Annotated in this window: 13 protein-coding genes; 5 read left to right on the top strand and 8 right to left on the bottom strand. The window is 61.3% G+C overall.

Going from position 1 to position 15,874, the window contains the following annotated elements; translation table 11 throughout:
- Nucleotide 1: 1 nt before the first annotated feature.
- A partial coding sequence (locus tag ASE00_RS01790) for a gamma-glutamyltransferase (protein WP_414819824.1) occupies nucleotides 2–1,066 on the top strand: 1,065 nt, incomplete at its 5' end.
- Nucleotides 954–1,436, top strand: a complete 483-nt coding sequence (locus ASE00_RS23975) for a gamma-glutamyltransferase (RefSeq protein ID WP_414819835.1) — start codon at nucleotides 954–956, stop codon at nucleotides 1,434–1,436. The genes ASE00_RS01790 and ASE00_RS23975, both read left to right, overlap by 113 nt.
- 89 nt (nucleotides 1,437–1,525) lie before the next feature.
- On the opposite strand, the gene ASE00_RS01780 is transcribed toward ASE00_RS23975, so the two are convergent.
- Nucleotides 1,526–3,649, bottom strand: a complete 2,124-nt coding sequence (locus ASE00_RS01780; RefSeq protein WP_162256390.1) for a TonB-dependent receptor — start codon at nucleotides 3,647–3,649, stop codon at nucleotides 1,526–1,528.
- Nucleotides 3,650–3,916: 267 nt separating this feature from the next.
- Between ASE00_RS01780 and ASE00_RS01775 the strand changes: the two genes are divergently transcribed.
- The 3 genes from ASE00_RS01775 to ASE00_RS01765 all read left to right on the top strand — a co-directional run bounded on the left by ASE00_RS01775 (nucleotide 3,917) and on the right by ASE00_RS01765 (nucleotide 5,915).
- Nucleotides 3,917–4,342, top strand: a complete 426-nt coding sequence (locus ASE00_RS01775; RefSeq protein WP_056377294.1) for a nuclear transport factor 2 family protein — start codon at nucleotides 3,917–3,919, stop codon at nucleotides 4,340–4,342.
- Nucleotides 4,343–4,575: 233 nt separating this feature from the next.
- The gene (locus tag ASE00_RS01770; RefSeq protein ID WP_056377292.1) at nucleotides 4,576–5,280 is read left to right on the top strand and encodes a 3-oxoacid CoA-transferase subunit A; all 705 of its coding nucleotides are present in this window, start codon (nucleotides 4,576–4,578) and stop codon (nucleotides 5,278–5,280) included.
- Nucleotides 5,268–5,915 (top strand): 3-oxoacid CoA-transferase subunit B, encoded by a 648-nt coding sequence (locus ASE00_RS01765; protein WP_056377289.1) that lies wholly within the window; start codon nucleotides 5,268–5,270, stop codon nucleotides 5,913–5,915. Before ASE00_RS01770 ends, ASE00_RS01765 begins: the two co-directional genes overlap by 13 nt.
- Before the next feature lie 58 nt (nucleotides 5,916–5,973).
- Here the strand turns inward: ASE00_RS01765 and ASE00_RS01760 are convergent, their stop codons facing one another.
- The 7 genes from ASE00_RS01760 to ASE00_RS01730 all read right to left on the bottom strand — a co-directional run bounded on the left by ASE00_RS01760 (nucleotide 5,974) and on the right by ASE00_RS01730 (nucleotide 15,810).
- Entirely contained in the window at nucleotides 5,974–8,169 is a 2,196-nt protein-coding gene (locus tag ASE00_RS01760; protein WP_056377288.1) for a TonB-dependent receptor, read from the bottom strand.
- A 136-nt stretch (nucleotides 8,170–8,305) separates the two neighbouring features.
- Complete coding sequence (locus tag ASE00_RS01755) at nucleotides 8,306–8,821, bottom strand: hypothetical protein (protein ID WP_156405233.1); 516 nt, start codon at nucleotides 8,819–8,821, stop codon at nucleotides 8,306–8,308.
- Between the two features lie 44 nt (nucleotides 8,822–8,865).
- A complete protein-coding gene (locus tag ASE00_RS01750) occupies nucleotides 8,866–9,666 on the bottom strand; it encodes an SDR family NAD(P)-dependent oxidoreductase (RefSeq protein WP_056377283.1) in 801 nt (266 codons plus the stop codon).
- 8 nt (nucleotides 9,667–9,674) lie between these two features.
- Nucleotides 9,675–11,525 carry a flavin-containing monooxygenase gene (locus ASE00_RS01745; protein WP_056379185.1) on the bottom strand — a complete coding sequence of 617 codons (1,851 nt, stop codon included), beginning with the start codon at nucleotides 11,523–11,525 and terminating at the stop codon, nucleotides 9,675–9,677.
- A gap of 90 nt (nucleotides 11,526–11,615) precedes the next feature.
- A complete protein-coding gene (locus ASE00_RS01740; RefSeq protein WP_056377282.1) occupies nucleotides 11,616–12,566 on the bottom strand; it encodes an alpha/beta hydrolase in 951 nt (316 codons plus the stop codon).
- Nucleotides 12,567–12,620: 54 nt separating this feature from the next.
- Nucleotides 12,621–14,624, bottom strand: a complete 2,004-nt coding sequence (locus ASE00_RS01735; RefSeq protein ID WP_056377281.1) for a flavin-containing monooxygenase — start codon at nucleotides 14,622–14,624, stop codon at nucleotides 12,621–12,623.
- A gap of 355 nt (nucleotides 14,625–14,979) precedes the next feature.
- The gene (locus tag ASE00_RS01730) at nucleotides 14,980–15,810 is read right to left on the bottom strand and encodes an SDR family oxidoreductase (protein ID WP_056377279.1); all 831 of its coding nucleotides are present in this window, start codon (nucleotides 15,808–15,810) and stop codon (nucleotides 14,980–14,982) included.
- Nucleotides 15,811–15,874: the final 64 nt, after the last annotated feature.

The following is a 15,874-nucleotide window of genomic DNA, read 5'->3' as shown; positions in this document are numbered from 1 at the left end:
NCGAAACCGGCGAACTGGTCTGGCGGCGTCCGACGACAGGTTCGGCACCAGGACCTTCGGCGAAGTCGCCGAGGACGCCATCCGCTTCGCCCGCGACGGCTTCGTCATGTATCCGCTCATGTCGAGCATCATCTCCGCCTTCGCCGACGAATATGCCCGGTGGAGTTCGAACGCCGCCATCTATCTCCCCAAGGGCCGCCCGCCGCAACCCGGCGAGCTGTTCGTCCAGAGCGACCTGGCAAACACCATCCAATATATGGTGGACGCCGAAGCCGCCGCCGGCGGCGACCGGCTCGACGGGCTGCAGGCCGCGCGCGACGCCTTCTACAAGGGCGACATCGCCTCGCGCATCCTGACGTTCCATCGCGAGCATGGCGGCCTGCTCTCGGCCGAGGATCTCGCAAGCTACCGCACCCCTGTCGAGAAACCCGTCATCGCCGCCTTCGACGGCTTCGAACTCTGCACGCCCAGGCCCTGGTGCCAGGGTCCCTCGATGATCCAGGCGCTGCGGATCGCCGATCAACTCGACCTGCGCTCGCTCCCGCATAATTCGGTCGCCTACATCCACCGCCTGACCGAGGCGCTCAAGATCGCTTTCGCCGACCGGGACCGCTATTTCGGCGATCCCGATCATGTCGACGTGCCCCTCGACCGGCTGCTCTCGCGCGAACATGCCGCACAGGCCGCGGCCCGGATCGACCTCAGCCGCGCCACCGTCGCCGAAGGCGTCTCCGGCCGGGAAACCGTTACCCTCGACACATCCTATGTCTGTGTCGTCGATCGCGACGGCAACGTCTTTTCCGCCACGCCCAGCGACGTCTCGATGGACACCCCCGTCATCCCCGGAACCGGCATACACATCCTATGTCTGTGTCGTCGATCGCGACGGCAACGTCTTTTCCGCCACGCCCAGCGACGTCTCGATGGACACCCCCGTCATCCCCGGAACCGGCATATGCCCATCGTCCCGCGGTTCGCAATCCTGGGCGGACCCCGCCCATCCCTCGTCGGTGGCCCCGGGGAAAAGGCCGCGCCTGACGCCGAGCCCTGCCATCGCAGCGTTTAGCGACGGACGGATCATGGCCATCGGAACCCCCGGCGGCGACGTCCAGCTCCAATCCATGACCCAGGCGTTCCTCAACATGCACCTGTTCGGGATGAACCCCCAGGAAGCCGTCGAGGCGCCCCGCTTCGCCACCTATGACTTCCCCGATTCCTTCGAACCACATTCCCGCCTCGTCGGCCGCCTCAACCTCGAAGCATCGATCGATCAGCGAACCTTCGCCGCCCTTCGCGACATGGGCCACGACGTCGCCGCATGGTCCGAACGCTCCTGGCGCGCCGGCAGCGTCTGCATCGCCAGCATCGATCCCGCATCCGGCATCCGCACCGCCGCCGCAGACCCCCGGCGACAAAGCTACGCCATCGCTTCCTGATAGCCACACGGGCACACCCACCGCATCGCCACCGGGGAAAAAATGGACGACCGGCAGCACTGTGCCGGTCGTCCCCATTGTCGGCCCGATCAGAAGCTCTGCCGAACCTCTACACCCCATGACCGTCCCTCGCCGATGGCCCGAATACCACCCGACGGGAAAGGAATCTTGGCGGTGCCGCTGGTGTTGTGCGCTTCGTTCGTCAGGTTCCGGCCGTAGACGGAGATCGACGTCGCCTTGTTCGGCAGGGTGAAGCTTATGTTCCCGCGCAGATCATTATAGTCCGGAAAGAATACGCTATTGTCATCCAGCGCTGCCGACTTTGCACGATGTGCAAAAAAGACCTGGGTCTTCAGCGCAGCCCCGGAATCGAACTCCATATTGTATATTCCGCCGACCGAAAAAGTCCAGTTGGGCGCCCGCACCAGTTTCAAGGCGCGATCCTTCTTGTCGACGACCTTGTCGGCGTTCAGGTCACCGGTAACCTTGGTATAGTGGGCGTCGAGATAACCCACCCCCGCAATGAATTCGAGACCAGGCGTCGGAGAAGCGGTAAGATCGACTTCGATGCCCTGCAGGCGGGCGTCGGCTGAATTGTCGATGATCTGCGTACCGAGCGCTCCCACATAGAAACTGGTCGTGCGCTGCAAGTTCTTATAATCATTAGTGAATGCAGCGATATTTGCCCGGAGCGTGCGACCTATGAGGTCCGCCTTCATCCCGACCTCATAGGCGGTCATGGTTTCCTGGTCGAAAATCCCCGGATCGGCAGGATTGGAAATCCGCACGTTGAAGCCGCCGCTGCGCGTGGACTTGCCGAACGACGCATAGAGAAGGACATCGGAGTTGGCCTTGTAGTTCAAACCCAGCTTCGGGCTCAGGCTGTGCCAATCCAGCTTTTTGTTGATGAGCGGGTTGTTGCTGAAATCGCAGGGCTGGGTGACGTCCAGACACCGCCCCACCGTCAGCGGCACGATCTTCGCGGCCTTTTCCTCATAGGAATAGCGAAGGCCCGCAATCGCGCTGAGCTTGTCGGTAAGAGTGATGTCGGCCTGCGCGAATGCGCCATAGCTGTCGCTCTTCTGGACACCGCCGCCGCCGCGATTGCCGGCGATGAACGGCACGCGCGCCTCACGGTAATCCAGTTTTTGGTGTAGATAATAGAGGCCGACCGTCACTTCGGCCGGGCCGAATTTTCCAGCATAACGCAGTTCGTTGCTCAGCTGATATTGATCGGTGAGGGCCGCCAGATGGGTCAGCGGCAATATGCTGCCGTCAAGGTCGGTATAAGCATGTTCCCGGAAATCGCGATATCCGAAAACATTGGTGATCGCGCCATCGCCGAAACCGACGTCGATGACCGATTCAGACGTCGCCGAATACCAGCGCCGCTTGGTGAAGCCCGGTTGATCGAGAGCGATTTTGAACGAACCCTTCGGCTCGTTAAAGGCCTGGATGATCCCGCCATCGCCGTTTACGTCGCCATATTCGAGGATCAGGGTCTGCTTGAGCGCACCCGTGGTCAGCTCGAACGACGGCCTCGCCATGATCGTCCGCAACTTGCCAAACGGCTTGTTGTTGAACTGGTTCGTGAACCAGCCTTTATCGTTCCGGTAATAACCGGCGAGACGTGCGTTCAACAAACCGGGAGCGATCGGGACATTGACCGCGCCCTGGGCAGAATATTCGGGTCCCGTTTCGTAAGACGCCTGAACATATCCGCCGAATTCGCCCGTTGGCCGGGCCGTTTCGACCAACACCGCGCCACCGGTCACATTGCGGCCGAAGAGAGTGCCCTGCGGACCGCGCAGCATCTGGATGGTGCCGAGATCGAAATTGTCCGACACTGCGCCCGCGTTGACGCCCTGGTAGACGCCATCGATGAACAGGCCGACGGCCGGCTCCAGCGACGGAACCGAACTCCCCAGCCCTACGCCGCGGAAAGAGAAATTGGCATAGCCACGAAACGTACTGTTTGTGTCGAGCGAAGCATTTGGCGCAATCGCGTTCAGATCTTCGAGCGAACGGACGTTCAGGGTGCGAAGCTGCGATTCACCCAGGGCGGTGATGGCGATAGGAACGTCCTGCGCCTTTTCCCCGGCGGACTTCTTCTGCGCCGTCACGACGATATCGCCCATCAGCGAACCACCGTCATTGCTGCTTTCCTGGGCGACCGCCGCCGTGCCCGACAATGCGAGCGCCGATGCGGTCATAAATAGATGATAAGCTTTCATGCTGTCCTCCCACTCCAAATTTGCGTTCTTCTTATTCCCCCGGCGCCAGGTCTGAACTGACGCGACGCACGACGGCGCCTTATACGGAGGTTGACAAACTGCAGTGACTTTTTACTGATCGAATGAATAGCCCGTGTCAACGGGTTTCTAGGTTGCTCCGATTACCACCGGCAGGCGTCGCCCCTGCCGGAAGGCATCGGTTCGCCCACATCGTGATGCGAGAAAATCGCATTTTGGGAGACGATCATGCACAGCGCCGCCACCAGGGAAATTCGCCTTGCATGCGCCGACCTGATTACGAGTTTTGCCCATTTTGTCGATCATCGCGAGTTCGACCGCGCAGCGGCCCTTTTTGCAGAAGACGGCGTTTTCGAGCGACCGGACCTGACCGCGCGGGGCCGGGACCAGATCGCAGCCATCTGGGCGACCCGGCCTTCATCGGTGATCACACGACATCTTTGTCAGGCCCCGTATTTCTTGGAGGTTGGCATTGAAATCGCCTGTTCCGTCACGGGCTTCATGCTTTATCATGTCGATCATCACATGGAGGGTATTCCACCTCTGGGAGGTCCCCGGGCTATCTGTGAATTTCACGATCGCTTTCGCAGAACGGCGGATGGCTGGAGGATCGCTCATCGCAAGAGCATCGCGATATTGCGGCAATCGGATTGATTGCCAGTTTACGCCGCCCCAAAGAACGATGTTCGTCGATATGCGTCGGACAGGTCACGGCTTCCCCTGCCCGGAAGGCTACGACGTCCCTACCAATGGGCCAGTGCCATCGCCGCCGCCGAGCAAGCTTGACAAAAACTGCTCATATGACCAATAAAAGAACAAGGATGGAGATAGCGGGGCGCCTGCATGAAAGGTCGCACGCCACGTCCGGCAGGAAAAGACAAAACGCCATGATCACCAAGATAATCGAGAGTGCGCGAGAGGCGGTAAGCGGGATTCCGGACGGAGCGTCCGTCATGATCAGCGGCTTCGGCGATGCCGGGGTGCCCAACGAGCTGATCGACGCTCTCGTCGAAGGCGGCGCTACCGACCTGACCGTGATTTGCAACAACGCGGGTGCAGGCGAGACCGGGATCGCCGCCTTGATGAAAGCCAATCGCGTCCGGCGGATAATCTGCTCCTTTCCGAGACAGGCGACGTCCCACCATTTCGACGCACGCTATCGCGCCGGCGAGATCGAACTGGAACTGGTGCCCCAGGGAAATCTCGCGGCGCGCATCCAGGCGGCCGGAGCCGGCTTCGGCGCGATCTACACACCAACCGGCTTCGGAACGCTTTTGGCTGAAGGCAAGGAAACGCGGGAAATCGAGGGGCGGAACTATGTTCTGGAATATCCCATTCACGCCGATTTTGCGTTGATAAAAGCGCGTACCGGTGATCGCTGGGGCAATCTCGTTTACAGCAAGGCGGCTCGGAATTTCGCGCCGATCATGGCGATGGCCGCCAAATGCACGATTGCGCAGGTATCCGAGACGGTCTCTCTCGGTTCGCTCGATCCCGAATTGGTGATCACGCCAGGCATCTTCGTCCAGAAGATCGTCGAGTGCGCTGGTCCGTCGTCTGCTGTCAGGAAGGAAGAGACATGCAGCGCCTGAGCCGTACTGCCATTGCCGCCCGTGTCGCGAAGGACATTCCGGAAGGCGCTTATGTGAACCTCGGGATCGGTTTGCCGACCAGGGTCGCCGATTTCCTGCCGATCGAGCGCGACATTTTCCTTCACAGCGAAAATGGCATTTTGGGTATGGGCCCCGCCCCGGCCGAAGACGACGTGAATTGGGAACTGATCAACGCGGGCAAGCAGCCTGTCACCCTGTTGGCAGGCGGATCATTCTTCCACCACGGCGATTCCTTTGCGATGATCCGGGGCGGGCATATCGACATCTGCGTGCTTGGCGCCTTCCAGGTATCGGTCACCGGCGATCTGGCCAACTGGCATACCGGTGCCGCCGATGCGATACCGGCCGTGGGCGGCGCAATGGACCTAGCCATCGGCGCCAAGCGGGTGATGGTGATGATGGAACTGCAAACGAAGAGCGGCGAGAGCAAACTCGTCGAGACATGCAGCTATCCGCTGACCGGGGTTGCCTGCGTGTCGCGGGTCTATACCGACCTTGCCGTCTTCGATGTCGGTCCGGCGGGAGCCTCGGTCGTCGAGATGGTCGATGGCCTGACGCTCGATGCGCTGCAGGATATGACCCAGCTCGATTTGAAATGGGCGCAAGGGCAATAATCTACGCTGAAAGGGCCGGTAACATTTACCGGCCCTTCTGAACCCATCGGCGCACCCTTCAGAATTTGAAGTCGATCGCTCCGCCGATGGTGCGCGGCTCATACAGCATCTGGACATCGCCCAGGGGCGCGATCCGCGCAAATTGCGAAACGACCTTCGCATTGGTGAGATTGCGGCCGAAGACTCTCAGGGTCACATGCCCCGATGGCTCGGTCCAGCTGATTTGCCCCGAGACCAGATTATAGGATGGCTGCGACAGGGTATTGTCAGGATCGGAGTACCATTTGGCGCTCCAGAAATATGTTCCTGCCAACTTCAATTTACCGGCGGCAACCATCGTCTCGTAAGCGGCCGACAATGTGAGCGTCTTGTCAGGCTGCCGCGGCGTATCGTTGCCGGTCACGTCCCTTGAGGTCTGTGAAATGCCACCGCCGGGCAGGCGCACCGAATATGGGGCATTCTTGAAATCCGTATATTCGGAATGAAGGATCGTGCCGGCTGCCGACAATGTGAGCCCGGCTACCGGGATCAGCGTTGCCTCGAGCTCGATGCCATAGCTTTCGGAAGAGCCCGCGTTGACGGTCTCCTGCGTACCCGTCGCGCCGAGCCGGGTGAGCTGCAGGTCCTTCGCCTTGAGATAATAAATCGCGGTGTTGAGCCTGAGTGCGCGGTCGAATGCGTCGATCTTGGCTCCGGCCTCGAAGGCATCGACGATTTCCGGCTTGAGCGGCGCGCTGACCTCGTCAAGGATATTGAAGCCGCCGCTCCTGAAGCCCCGGTTATAGCTCGCATAGAGCAAGGCGCTGGAAGCGACATGATAATCCGCGGACAATCTCCATGACGGCTTCGATTCCGTGTTTCGCCGATCGGCGAAGACCGTGGGCGGCGCCGACGGCGCGAAGCTCAGCAGGAATGCCGTGGTATTTTCAGCATCGAATTTGTCGCGCGTGTAGCGGATGCCCCCCGTGACATTCAGTTGCTCGGTGACCGGTATCGTCACCTGCGCAAAGGCGGCCATCGATTTGACGACCTGCCGCGCGAATTTGGAGATTGTCACATTGCCCGGAAAACCGGTCGCCGCAGGGAAGAGAATGTCATCATTGTTCGCGCCCCGAGCGTCGTTCCGGAAATAATAGAGTCCGGCGATCCACTTGATCCTGCTGCTGTTGGGCGAGAGCAGTTGCAGCTCCTGCGAAACCTGCTTTTCGATCTGGCGAGAGCTGATGTTGAAAAAAGGCGTCTGCGTTCCGGTCGGATCGACCAGCAGATATCCATTGGTCTTACGAACCGAGCTGATCGATCGCAGCGTGGCAAAGCTGAAATTTTGGGTGAGATCCGCGCTCACGCCCCAGGCCTTCACATGCCGCTTGGGATCGGACAGCGTCGAATTGTTATCCCAGGGCCTACCAGTCAGGCTCTCGCCGTTGATCAGCGACGTCCCCGGCACAGGGGTCAGAACGACGAAGGTGCTCGAATCGACATCGCTATAGTCGCCGGCAAGAATGATCTTGGTGTCGTCGCTGGGCTCGATCAAAAGTTTCGAGCGAACCGCCCAATCATGATTGATCTTGTTGACGTCGCGGCCGGTCGGCCGATTGATGCCCCACCCCTTGTCCTGGTAGCTGTAGCGAGCCGCGACGTCGAATGCGACGTCATCGGTCACCGGCAAGCTGACATAGGCCGAAGGCGTGATCGTCCGATATTGATCGTAGCTCAGCGAGCCTTCCAGCGTAGGCGTAAACGTAGGATTGCGCGTGATCACGTTGATCAGGCCGCCGGTCGTGTTTCGCCCGAACAACGTCCCCTGCGGGCCTTTCAGCACCTCGATGCGCTCGATATTGTTGAGCGACATGATGGAACCCGTGCCGGACGCCATATACACGCCATCGATATAGGTCGCGACGCTTGACTCGAAACCCGCGCCCAGAGACTGGCTGCCGATGCCGCGGATAAAGGGCGACGCCTGGCCGAGGCCCTGCTGGAACTGCAGACCGGGCGAAATCAACGTCACGTCCGCGGTCGTCAGGACACCGATGTCCTTCAACTTCTGCGCAGTGACGGCGGTGATCGATATCGGCACGTTCTGCAGATTTTCACTGCGCCGCTGCGCCGTCACGACGATATCCGCAATTTGCGACTGCGTCGTATCGGACTCGGCACCGGCCGCTTCCGAAGCAGCCGATTGCGCGTAAGCGCTGCCCGAACCGATGATGGCCGAAACAGCCGAAGCTATTAGAAGTCCTGATCTTTTCATGCCCGCCCCTCCAGTTGTGAATTATGTCTGTTCGATCGCTACAATCCCCGCGTTAGGCCGCCCGCGACCTCAGCCTGATGATCCATATGCAATGCTGCCCGATGCACCCGGGCCCAAAGCCGGGTGCTGACGGGGACTAAGATTCCAGGATGGAAAACCACCTGTCGGCGTCGTGGGATTCGAAATGCTCGGCGATGTAAGCGATCTTCCCGTCGCGATCGATGTACCAGACCAGCGCCGCCGGGAACCTGACCTCCGTCCCGTCGGATGCCGTGAAGGAATATATGCACTGGAAGACGACGCCGCCCGGAAACGGATGGTAGGTCACATCATCATGCCGGACGTCGGGATAGGCCCCCATGACGGGCGTCAGCCCAGCGTCATGCTCTGCCCAGGACACCTCGGGCTCCTGACCGGGAACCTTGTAGCTTCGCCACACCCGCGCATTCTTGCTGGGCGTCAGCTTTGCCATCGCCGCAACGCGCGCTTCCAACCCGCCGCCATCGCGGCCGCTTTCATAGACGAATTTATACGCGGCTCCCACCGCCTCCATCTGTTCGAGATGGTCGCGAAGCTCGTCGCCGGACATTGCCCGCCAGTCGGGCGCCGTCCAAATGCTGCTGTCAGGCGATAGTTTAGGCCATGTGTTCATATGTGATTTCCATCGATTTGAATGGGGTCTGCACGGCCTCTACGTCAGACGACGGCGCCCGCGCTCACGTGCATGACCTGCGCGGTGATCTGGCGGCTTTCGGGAAGGCAGAGGAAGATGATCATATCTGCGGCGTCCTCGGGCTCGGAAAGGCGGCCCAGAAGATTGGACGCCGGACCGTCTCCCTTCACCATCGCCTCGAGGTCCTCGCGCCCGCGGGGCAGCGAATTGAACGCCGTCGGTGTCGCGGTGGCGCCTGGCGCCACGGCGTTGACGTTGATTCCGAACGGCCCCAGTTCGCCTGCGGCTGCACGCGTAAGTCCGAGGATCGCCGATTTGGAACTGGCATAGGCGGGGGACACTCGGCGGGCGCGGAAGGCGGAGCTGGAGCTGACATTGACGATGCGTCCCCCGTCGCCCTGCTCGATCATGACCCTGGCCGCGCCCTGCATAAGCAGGAAGAAGGAACGGAGATTGACGGCATGACACCGTTCCCACTCTTCGATGCTCAGATCGAGCAGGCTGGTTCCGCTGTAGATCCCGGCGCAGTTCACCAAGATGTCCACGCGACCCAGTGCGGAAACGCTATTCGCGACGATCTTCGAGACCTGTTCCGCATTGCCGAGATCGGCGCCGATGCTGATCGCCCGGACACCCAGCGCACGCACCGCCGCCGCCGTCTCCTCGGCCGCGTCCGCCTGAATGTCGACCACCGCGACCGAACATCCCTTCGATGCCAGCCCGATCGCCGTCGCCCGGCCGATCCCCGATGCGCCGCCCGTGACGATCGCTACCGCATCGTGGAGGGGCCGGCCGCCGGCTGCGTCCAGTTCGGTGGATCCCATATCCTGCCTCAGCTTTCAGCAGCGGAGTCTGGGCGATACGCGCGAAGGCCTTCCAGCTCGTTCGCCTCTCTCCAGTTTCGCCACAGCTCCAGAAACTTGATCGAACCGCCGCCATAGCTCGAATTCTGCAGGTTGCGTCTGTTCGGAGCGCCTTCGTTGTTAATGAGCCCGGGCGTGCATTCGTTGAGGAAATCGAGATCGAGAACCGCCAATTCGACGATGGTCTTGACCCACTCGTCCTCTGCTTCCTTCGTGGCCTCGACGATCGTGCAATTCCGCTCGCGGAGGGTTCGAATGATATAGGCGATGTGCTGGGCCTGCTCGTTGAGCATGAACGGCGCGTTGATCTGCAGCCCCGATTGGGTCCGGCTCACGACGAATATATTCGGGAAGCCATGGACATGCATGCCGTGCAAGGTGCGCGCACCGTCCGCCCACCATTGCGACAACGACCGGCCGTCCCGGCCGATGACGTCGAACCCGGTTCGATCCATGTAGGGCGTGTCATATTCGGACTCGAAACCGGAGGCCAGAACCAGGCAGTCGAGTTCGTATTTCTGGTCGCCCACAATCGCCCATTTGCCCTCGATGCGGCTGATCCCGCGACCTTCGGTATCGACCAGCGTCACGTTCGGCCGATTGAACGTCTGCAAATATTCGTCGTGGAAAAGCGGCCTTTTGCAGAAGGTCCGGTAATAGGGCTTGAGAGCCTCGGCGGTTGCCGGGTCTTCGACGAGTTCTGCGATGCGTTTCCGGATATATTCCATATAGGCGAAGTCAGAGAGCTCCGCCTCATAGGCCAGCCGCTCCGGATCGACGTCCTCCGCCTTCACGCCCTTGGGCAGGTTCGCCGCGAGCTTGCTGGTGATATTGGTCCAGCCGTCAGAGACGAGGTCCTCGCTCACCGCCGCGCCGGACGTCAAAGCATGGAAGTTGTCCAGCCGCCGCTGCTGCCAACCGGGTTCGAGGCTCGCCACCCAGTCGGGGTCGGTCGGCCTGTTCGCACGGACACCGATCACCGACGGCGTGCGCTGGAAAACGTACAGCTGCTCCGATGCCTCCGCCAGATATGGGATGCACTGAATGGCGGTCGCGCCCGTTCCCACGACGCCCACCCGCTTGTTGGCGAGTTTCGGCAGGCTCCAGTCGCCGGGTGCCCCGCCCGTATAGCTATAATCCCATCGGCTCGCGTGAAATGCACGGCCGGCGAACGTCTCGATGCCCGGAATTGCCGGCAGCTTCGGCCGATGCAGATATCCGATGCTCATCACGACATAGGTGGCGCGGATCCGGTCCCCCCGATTGGTGCTGACGATCCACTGGCCGGTTTTCTCGTCCCACACCATGCCGGTGACGCTCGTCTGCAGACAGGCATCCCGGTAGAGGTCGAACTTTCGCGCCAGCGCCTGGGCATGCGCGAAGATCTCCGATCTCTTGGCATATTTTTCGGTGGGCATGATGCCCACTTCCTCGAGCATCGGCAGGTAGATATAGGCTTCGATGTCGCACCGCGCCCCCGGGTAGCGGTTCCAGTACCACGTCCCTCCGAAATCGGCGGCCGTATCGATGATCCGGATACGCTCCAATCCCGCCTGCCGGAGCCTCGCGCCGGCGAGAAGTCCGCCGAACCCCCCACCAACGATGACGACATCGACTGCATCGGCAAGCGGTTCGCGCTTCAGCGGTTCGACATCGGGGTCTTCGACATATTGGGCGAACTCGCCCGCCGTCGAATGATATTGGGCGTTCCCATCGGAGCGGACACGCTTGTCGCGTTCCTCGCGATACTTCGCCCGCAACGCCTCCACATCGAAGCCGAGCGTTTTATGCTCTGCGGACTCAGGGGTTTGCGTCGACATCATATTTCCTTTCGGGGAAACGTTCCCCACGCATTGCGAAACCGTTCGCCCGGGCGAACAATCAGTTGGCTGATGGGCTCGATGGCCAGATCACACGCTCGTAATCGCCCGGAACCTGTCGGCGATCGCCCGCCGGCTCACGGGCGCATCGGGCGCCAGCACGTCGAAGCCGTGCGGCGATCCCCGATGAAGATGCAGTTCGGTCGACACCCCGGCCGCCGTCAGGCCCCGCGCATATGCGAGCACCTCATCACGGAAGATATCGAGCTCCCCCACCTCGAGATAGGCCGGCGGCAAACCCGCAAGATCGGTGGCGCGCGCTGGTGCGGCATAGGGTGAGACGTCCGGGCCACCAGCCGCATCGCCGAGCAGGGCGCCCCATCCGGTGCTGTTGTCGGCATAGCCCCACAGCGCCAGTCCGGCGATTTCGGGATCAGGCTCGACCGTGCGGTCGTCAAGCATCGGCTGGACGAGGATCTGCGCGGCCAGATCCACACAGCCTCTGTCGCGATTGAGCAAGGCCAGCGCCGCGGCCAGTCCAGCACCGGCGCTGTCTCCCATGACGCCGATGCGCGCAGGATCCACATTGAGTTCCGAGGCGTGGTCCTTGAGCCACTTCAGCCCGCTGAACGCATCCTCGATCGGGGTAGGATGCGGATTTTCCGGTGCCAGCCGGTAATCGACCGCGAGGAAGCGAACGTTCGTGTGGGCGACATAGCGGGCGACCAGCCGGTCGAACAGTTCCACGCTGCCCATGATCATGCCGCCGCCATGGATATAGAAGATGGCGGACCCTGGCTGATGCCCGTCCTTGGTGTACCAGCGCAGCAGAATGTCCGAACCGTCGGCAGCGGTGGCGTGGAAATCCTGCCTCGCCACTTCCGGATACTCCGGGAGGGCCTTCGCCATCTCCCCCAGCATCATCTCGAACCCGGTGCGCCGCGATTGCCAGTCCCCCGCCGGCGGGGGAACATGTCCCTCGTGCGCGGCCAATATGGGCGCGGCAGCCGCTGCCACATCGGGATCAAACGAAAGTGCCATCAGTTATCCTCGCGAAGCGCCTGTTGTTGATTGGCTTGAGTGCCGCCGGCCATCTCAATCGACGACCAGGTCATGACCGAACCAGGGACGGACTGCTGCCCGGGCTTCGACAAGCCCTTCGTCGATGGAGGGGAGTTGGCCATCCGTCGGCGGGGCCGCCGGATTGCGGAGCCATTGCCACCACAAGCGGCTGTCCAGGGGGTTGTTGGCAGAGGAACGATTATGCTCGTTTCGCCAATAATTGTGCACGCGGGGGTCTGAATAGACGCGGCGGCTCTCCGCCTTGTCGACCTCCTTGTTGAAGCGCCAGTAGGCATCCATGGTGGCATCGACGCTATGCTTGCCCTGGGAGATCAGGCCGCCGATGCAGTTGAGGGCGAAGCGGATGACCATCTCCTCCATGTTCACCTTCTGCAGACCGCACACCGCGTTCGTGTTCGGGCCATAGACCATGAACAGGTTGGGGAAGCCTGGAAGCATTGTCCCGAGATAGGCGCGCGGCCCATCGACCGCCCAAAGGTCCTGCATCCGCGCCCCGTCGCGGCCGCGCACCTCCATCGGCCACAGGAAGTCGTTCGCCTTGTACCCGGTTGCGAAAACGATGATGTCCAGATCGACGTGGGAGCCGTCTTCGAGGCGGATGCCGGTCGGCGTGATCCGGTCGATGCCATCCGTGACCAGGGTGACGTCGTCGCGGAGCAGCACGTCATATATGCTGTAGTCCTTGTCGACGAGGACCGGCCGCGCGCACATCGGCGGCATGGGAGGCGTCATTTTCTCCACCAGATCGGGCCGCTCGCCGAGCTTGGACTGGATGAAGGCCATCCGCGCATCCCGGATCTTCTTGTTGAGCGGGCTAAGCGTGTGCTCGTCCTGGAAATCCGGATCGCGGCTCAGCGCGGCGATCATTTTGACCGGATGATAATTCCATTCGATCATGAAACGGAGGAAATTGGTGTAATAGGGAAAATTACGATCCAGCCAGTTTACCTGGGGCGGAAAGGGCGAGAGATAACCCGGGGTTTCGAACACCCAATTCGGGGTCCGCTGGAACAGATAGGTGTGGCTCGCATCGCGCACCAGCTCCGGAACCATCTGATAACCGGTACAACCCGAACCGATTACGCCGATACGCTTGCCGGAAATATCCAGGCCGGCCGGCCATTGCGCGCTGTGGACCGCCAGCCCGGCGAAATCCTCCATGCCGGCGATCGTCGGGATGTTGGGCCGGGCGAGGAAACCGACCGCGCTGATCACGGCATTGGCGCGGACCACCACAGGCCCGTCTGGACCCTGGGCGCTTAATTCCCATAGCTTCGCGTCTTCATCCCAGATGACGCTCGTTACTTCAGTGTTGAACCGAATGGCGTCGCGCACCCCGAACTCGTCGGCGACCCAATTGAAATATTTCTCATTGTCCTCCTGCGGACAGAACAGATAGGGATATTCGTACTCGGCCCCGAAGATGTGCGTATAAGTCCGGCTGGGGGAGTCGATCCGCGCGCCCGGATACCGGTTCTCATACCATGTGCCGCCGACACCGGCGTTCTTCTCCAGGATGGTGAAAGGGACGCCCGCATGCTTGAGCTGCACGGCCGCGCCAAGCCCGCCCATCCCGGCACCGATCACGGCAACCATGAAATCGCTGGCGGCGCGCGGAGCCTCCGGGCCGGACCATTCGAGCGCCCGCGCCCAGGGATCGAGAGCCAGTTCCTCGAGCCAGAGATCGAGCTCGTTACCGGGGATCTCCGTTCCACAGATCAATTCCAGGCTGCGGTGCAACCGGCTTTGCGGCCCCGCCGAAATGTCGCCAGCGCCATCATCCCGATATTGCTTGAGGAAATCCGCCGCCTTCTTGCGGATCATCTCCACATCCGCCGGGTCGGTCGCCACGGCAACCTCGACGAAACCGGTGTCCACCATGTCGACCTTCACATCGACGAGACTCTCGTCGCCGGTCAGCTGATACAGGAGTCCCCGAAGCACCAGAGGATCGGCATATAGCACCGCATCCTCGATCACTTGGTCGTTCGCTTCGCGCAGCTCCGTCCGGTTCATCGCATCCTCAATCACTTCTGATTATCGCTTTAACGATTCGACCCACAATTAACTATTCATCCGATCAGTAGCAAGGTCGAAATTCGATTTGCCCTGCGCGTGGGCAGGGTTTTGCCAAAGCCAAAACATGTCTTCGCACTGCCCATGCCGCCGCCCCGGCATGGCCTTGTGGTTCAAGGCTCATCGCGCGAGCGTTCTCCTGGCTCGACGGCAAAGCAACACAGCAAAAACACAGCAAAAAAGCGGCGGGCAGACCCGTGATGCGCCACCGCGCGGCGCATCATCGCATTGGCCTGACCCGCCGCATTCTATGTCTCGACGACTGGCGCATATGTGCCAGTCTTTGAGTTAAAATTCAGTAGGCCGATCGTCCAAGCTCCACGGCGGTCAGGAAGCCGCCCTCGACCGGGAGGCGCGCGCCCGTGATATAGCTGGCCGCATCGCTGGCAAGGAACACGATCGGCCACGCCACTTCGCGCGGCTGGGCGGGTCGCCCCATCACGCCCGATAGACGGTCAAGCTGCCCGGACTCCTGCATCGATCGCGCAAATGGTCCGCCTTCATTGAGGAAGTTGCTGAGCATCGACGTGTCGGTCCGGCCCGGATAGACGAGGTTGATACGAATCCCCCGCCGTGCATTGTCGAGAGCTGCATCGAGCGACCAGACGGCAAGGCGGAACTTCGAAAATCCGTATCCGTCTCCGACCTCGTCCGGATGTGCGCGACAATATTCGATCGCCTCGTCAGCCGGCAGGTCGATGAACGCCCTCATCGCCGACAGGTCGGACGGGAGAGGCGGCAGGCTCGTGACCACCGAAACGACCGATCCGCCAGCCGGCATCGACTGCAAGACCTTTTCGGTTATCGCCCTGAGCCCGATGAAGTTCACACAAACGACCGGGATCGGCACGCCTTCCTTGAGCAAGCCCTGCGCGTTGATCAGGACGTCGATCGGCTGCCCGATCGCCTCGACGGCAGCTATCCCGGCCGCGGGGTCCCCCAGGTCCACCGATTGATAGGACGCCACCTGGACGGGAGGCTCCTTCAGGTCGAAGACGTGGACTTCCGCTCCGAGCTCCACGAGAATTTCGACCGCGTGCGCGCCGATCCCCGAGCCACCCCCGCCGCAAACCAGGACCCGCTTTCCTTCGAACGAGAGCTCCCGGGGTAGAGAATTGGTCGTCATATGATCCTCCGCACGTTTCTGTTCACCTTGGACAATCCAGTGTCCGAGTTCACGCGCCGGCCTG

It is taken from the genome of Sphingomonas sp. Root710, from assembly GCF_001429065.1.
Lineage (GTDB): Bacteria > Pseudomonadota > Alphaproteobacteria > Sphingomonadales > Sphingomonadaceae > Rhizorhabdus.
This window is presented reverse-complemented; position numbering and strand designations above follow the sequence as displayed.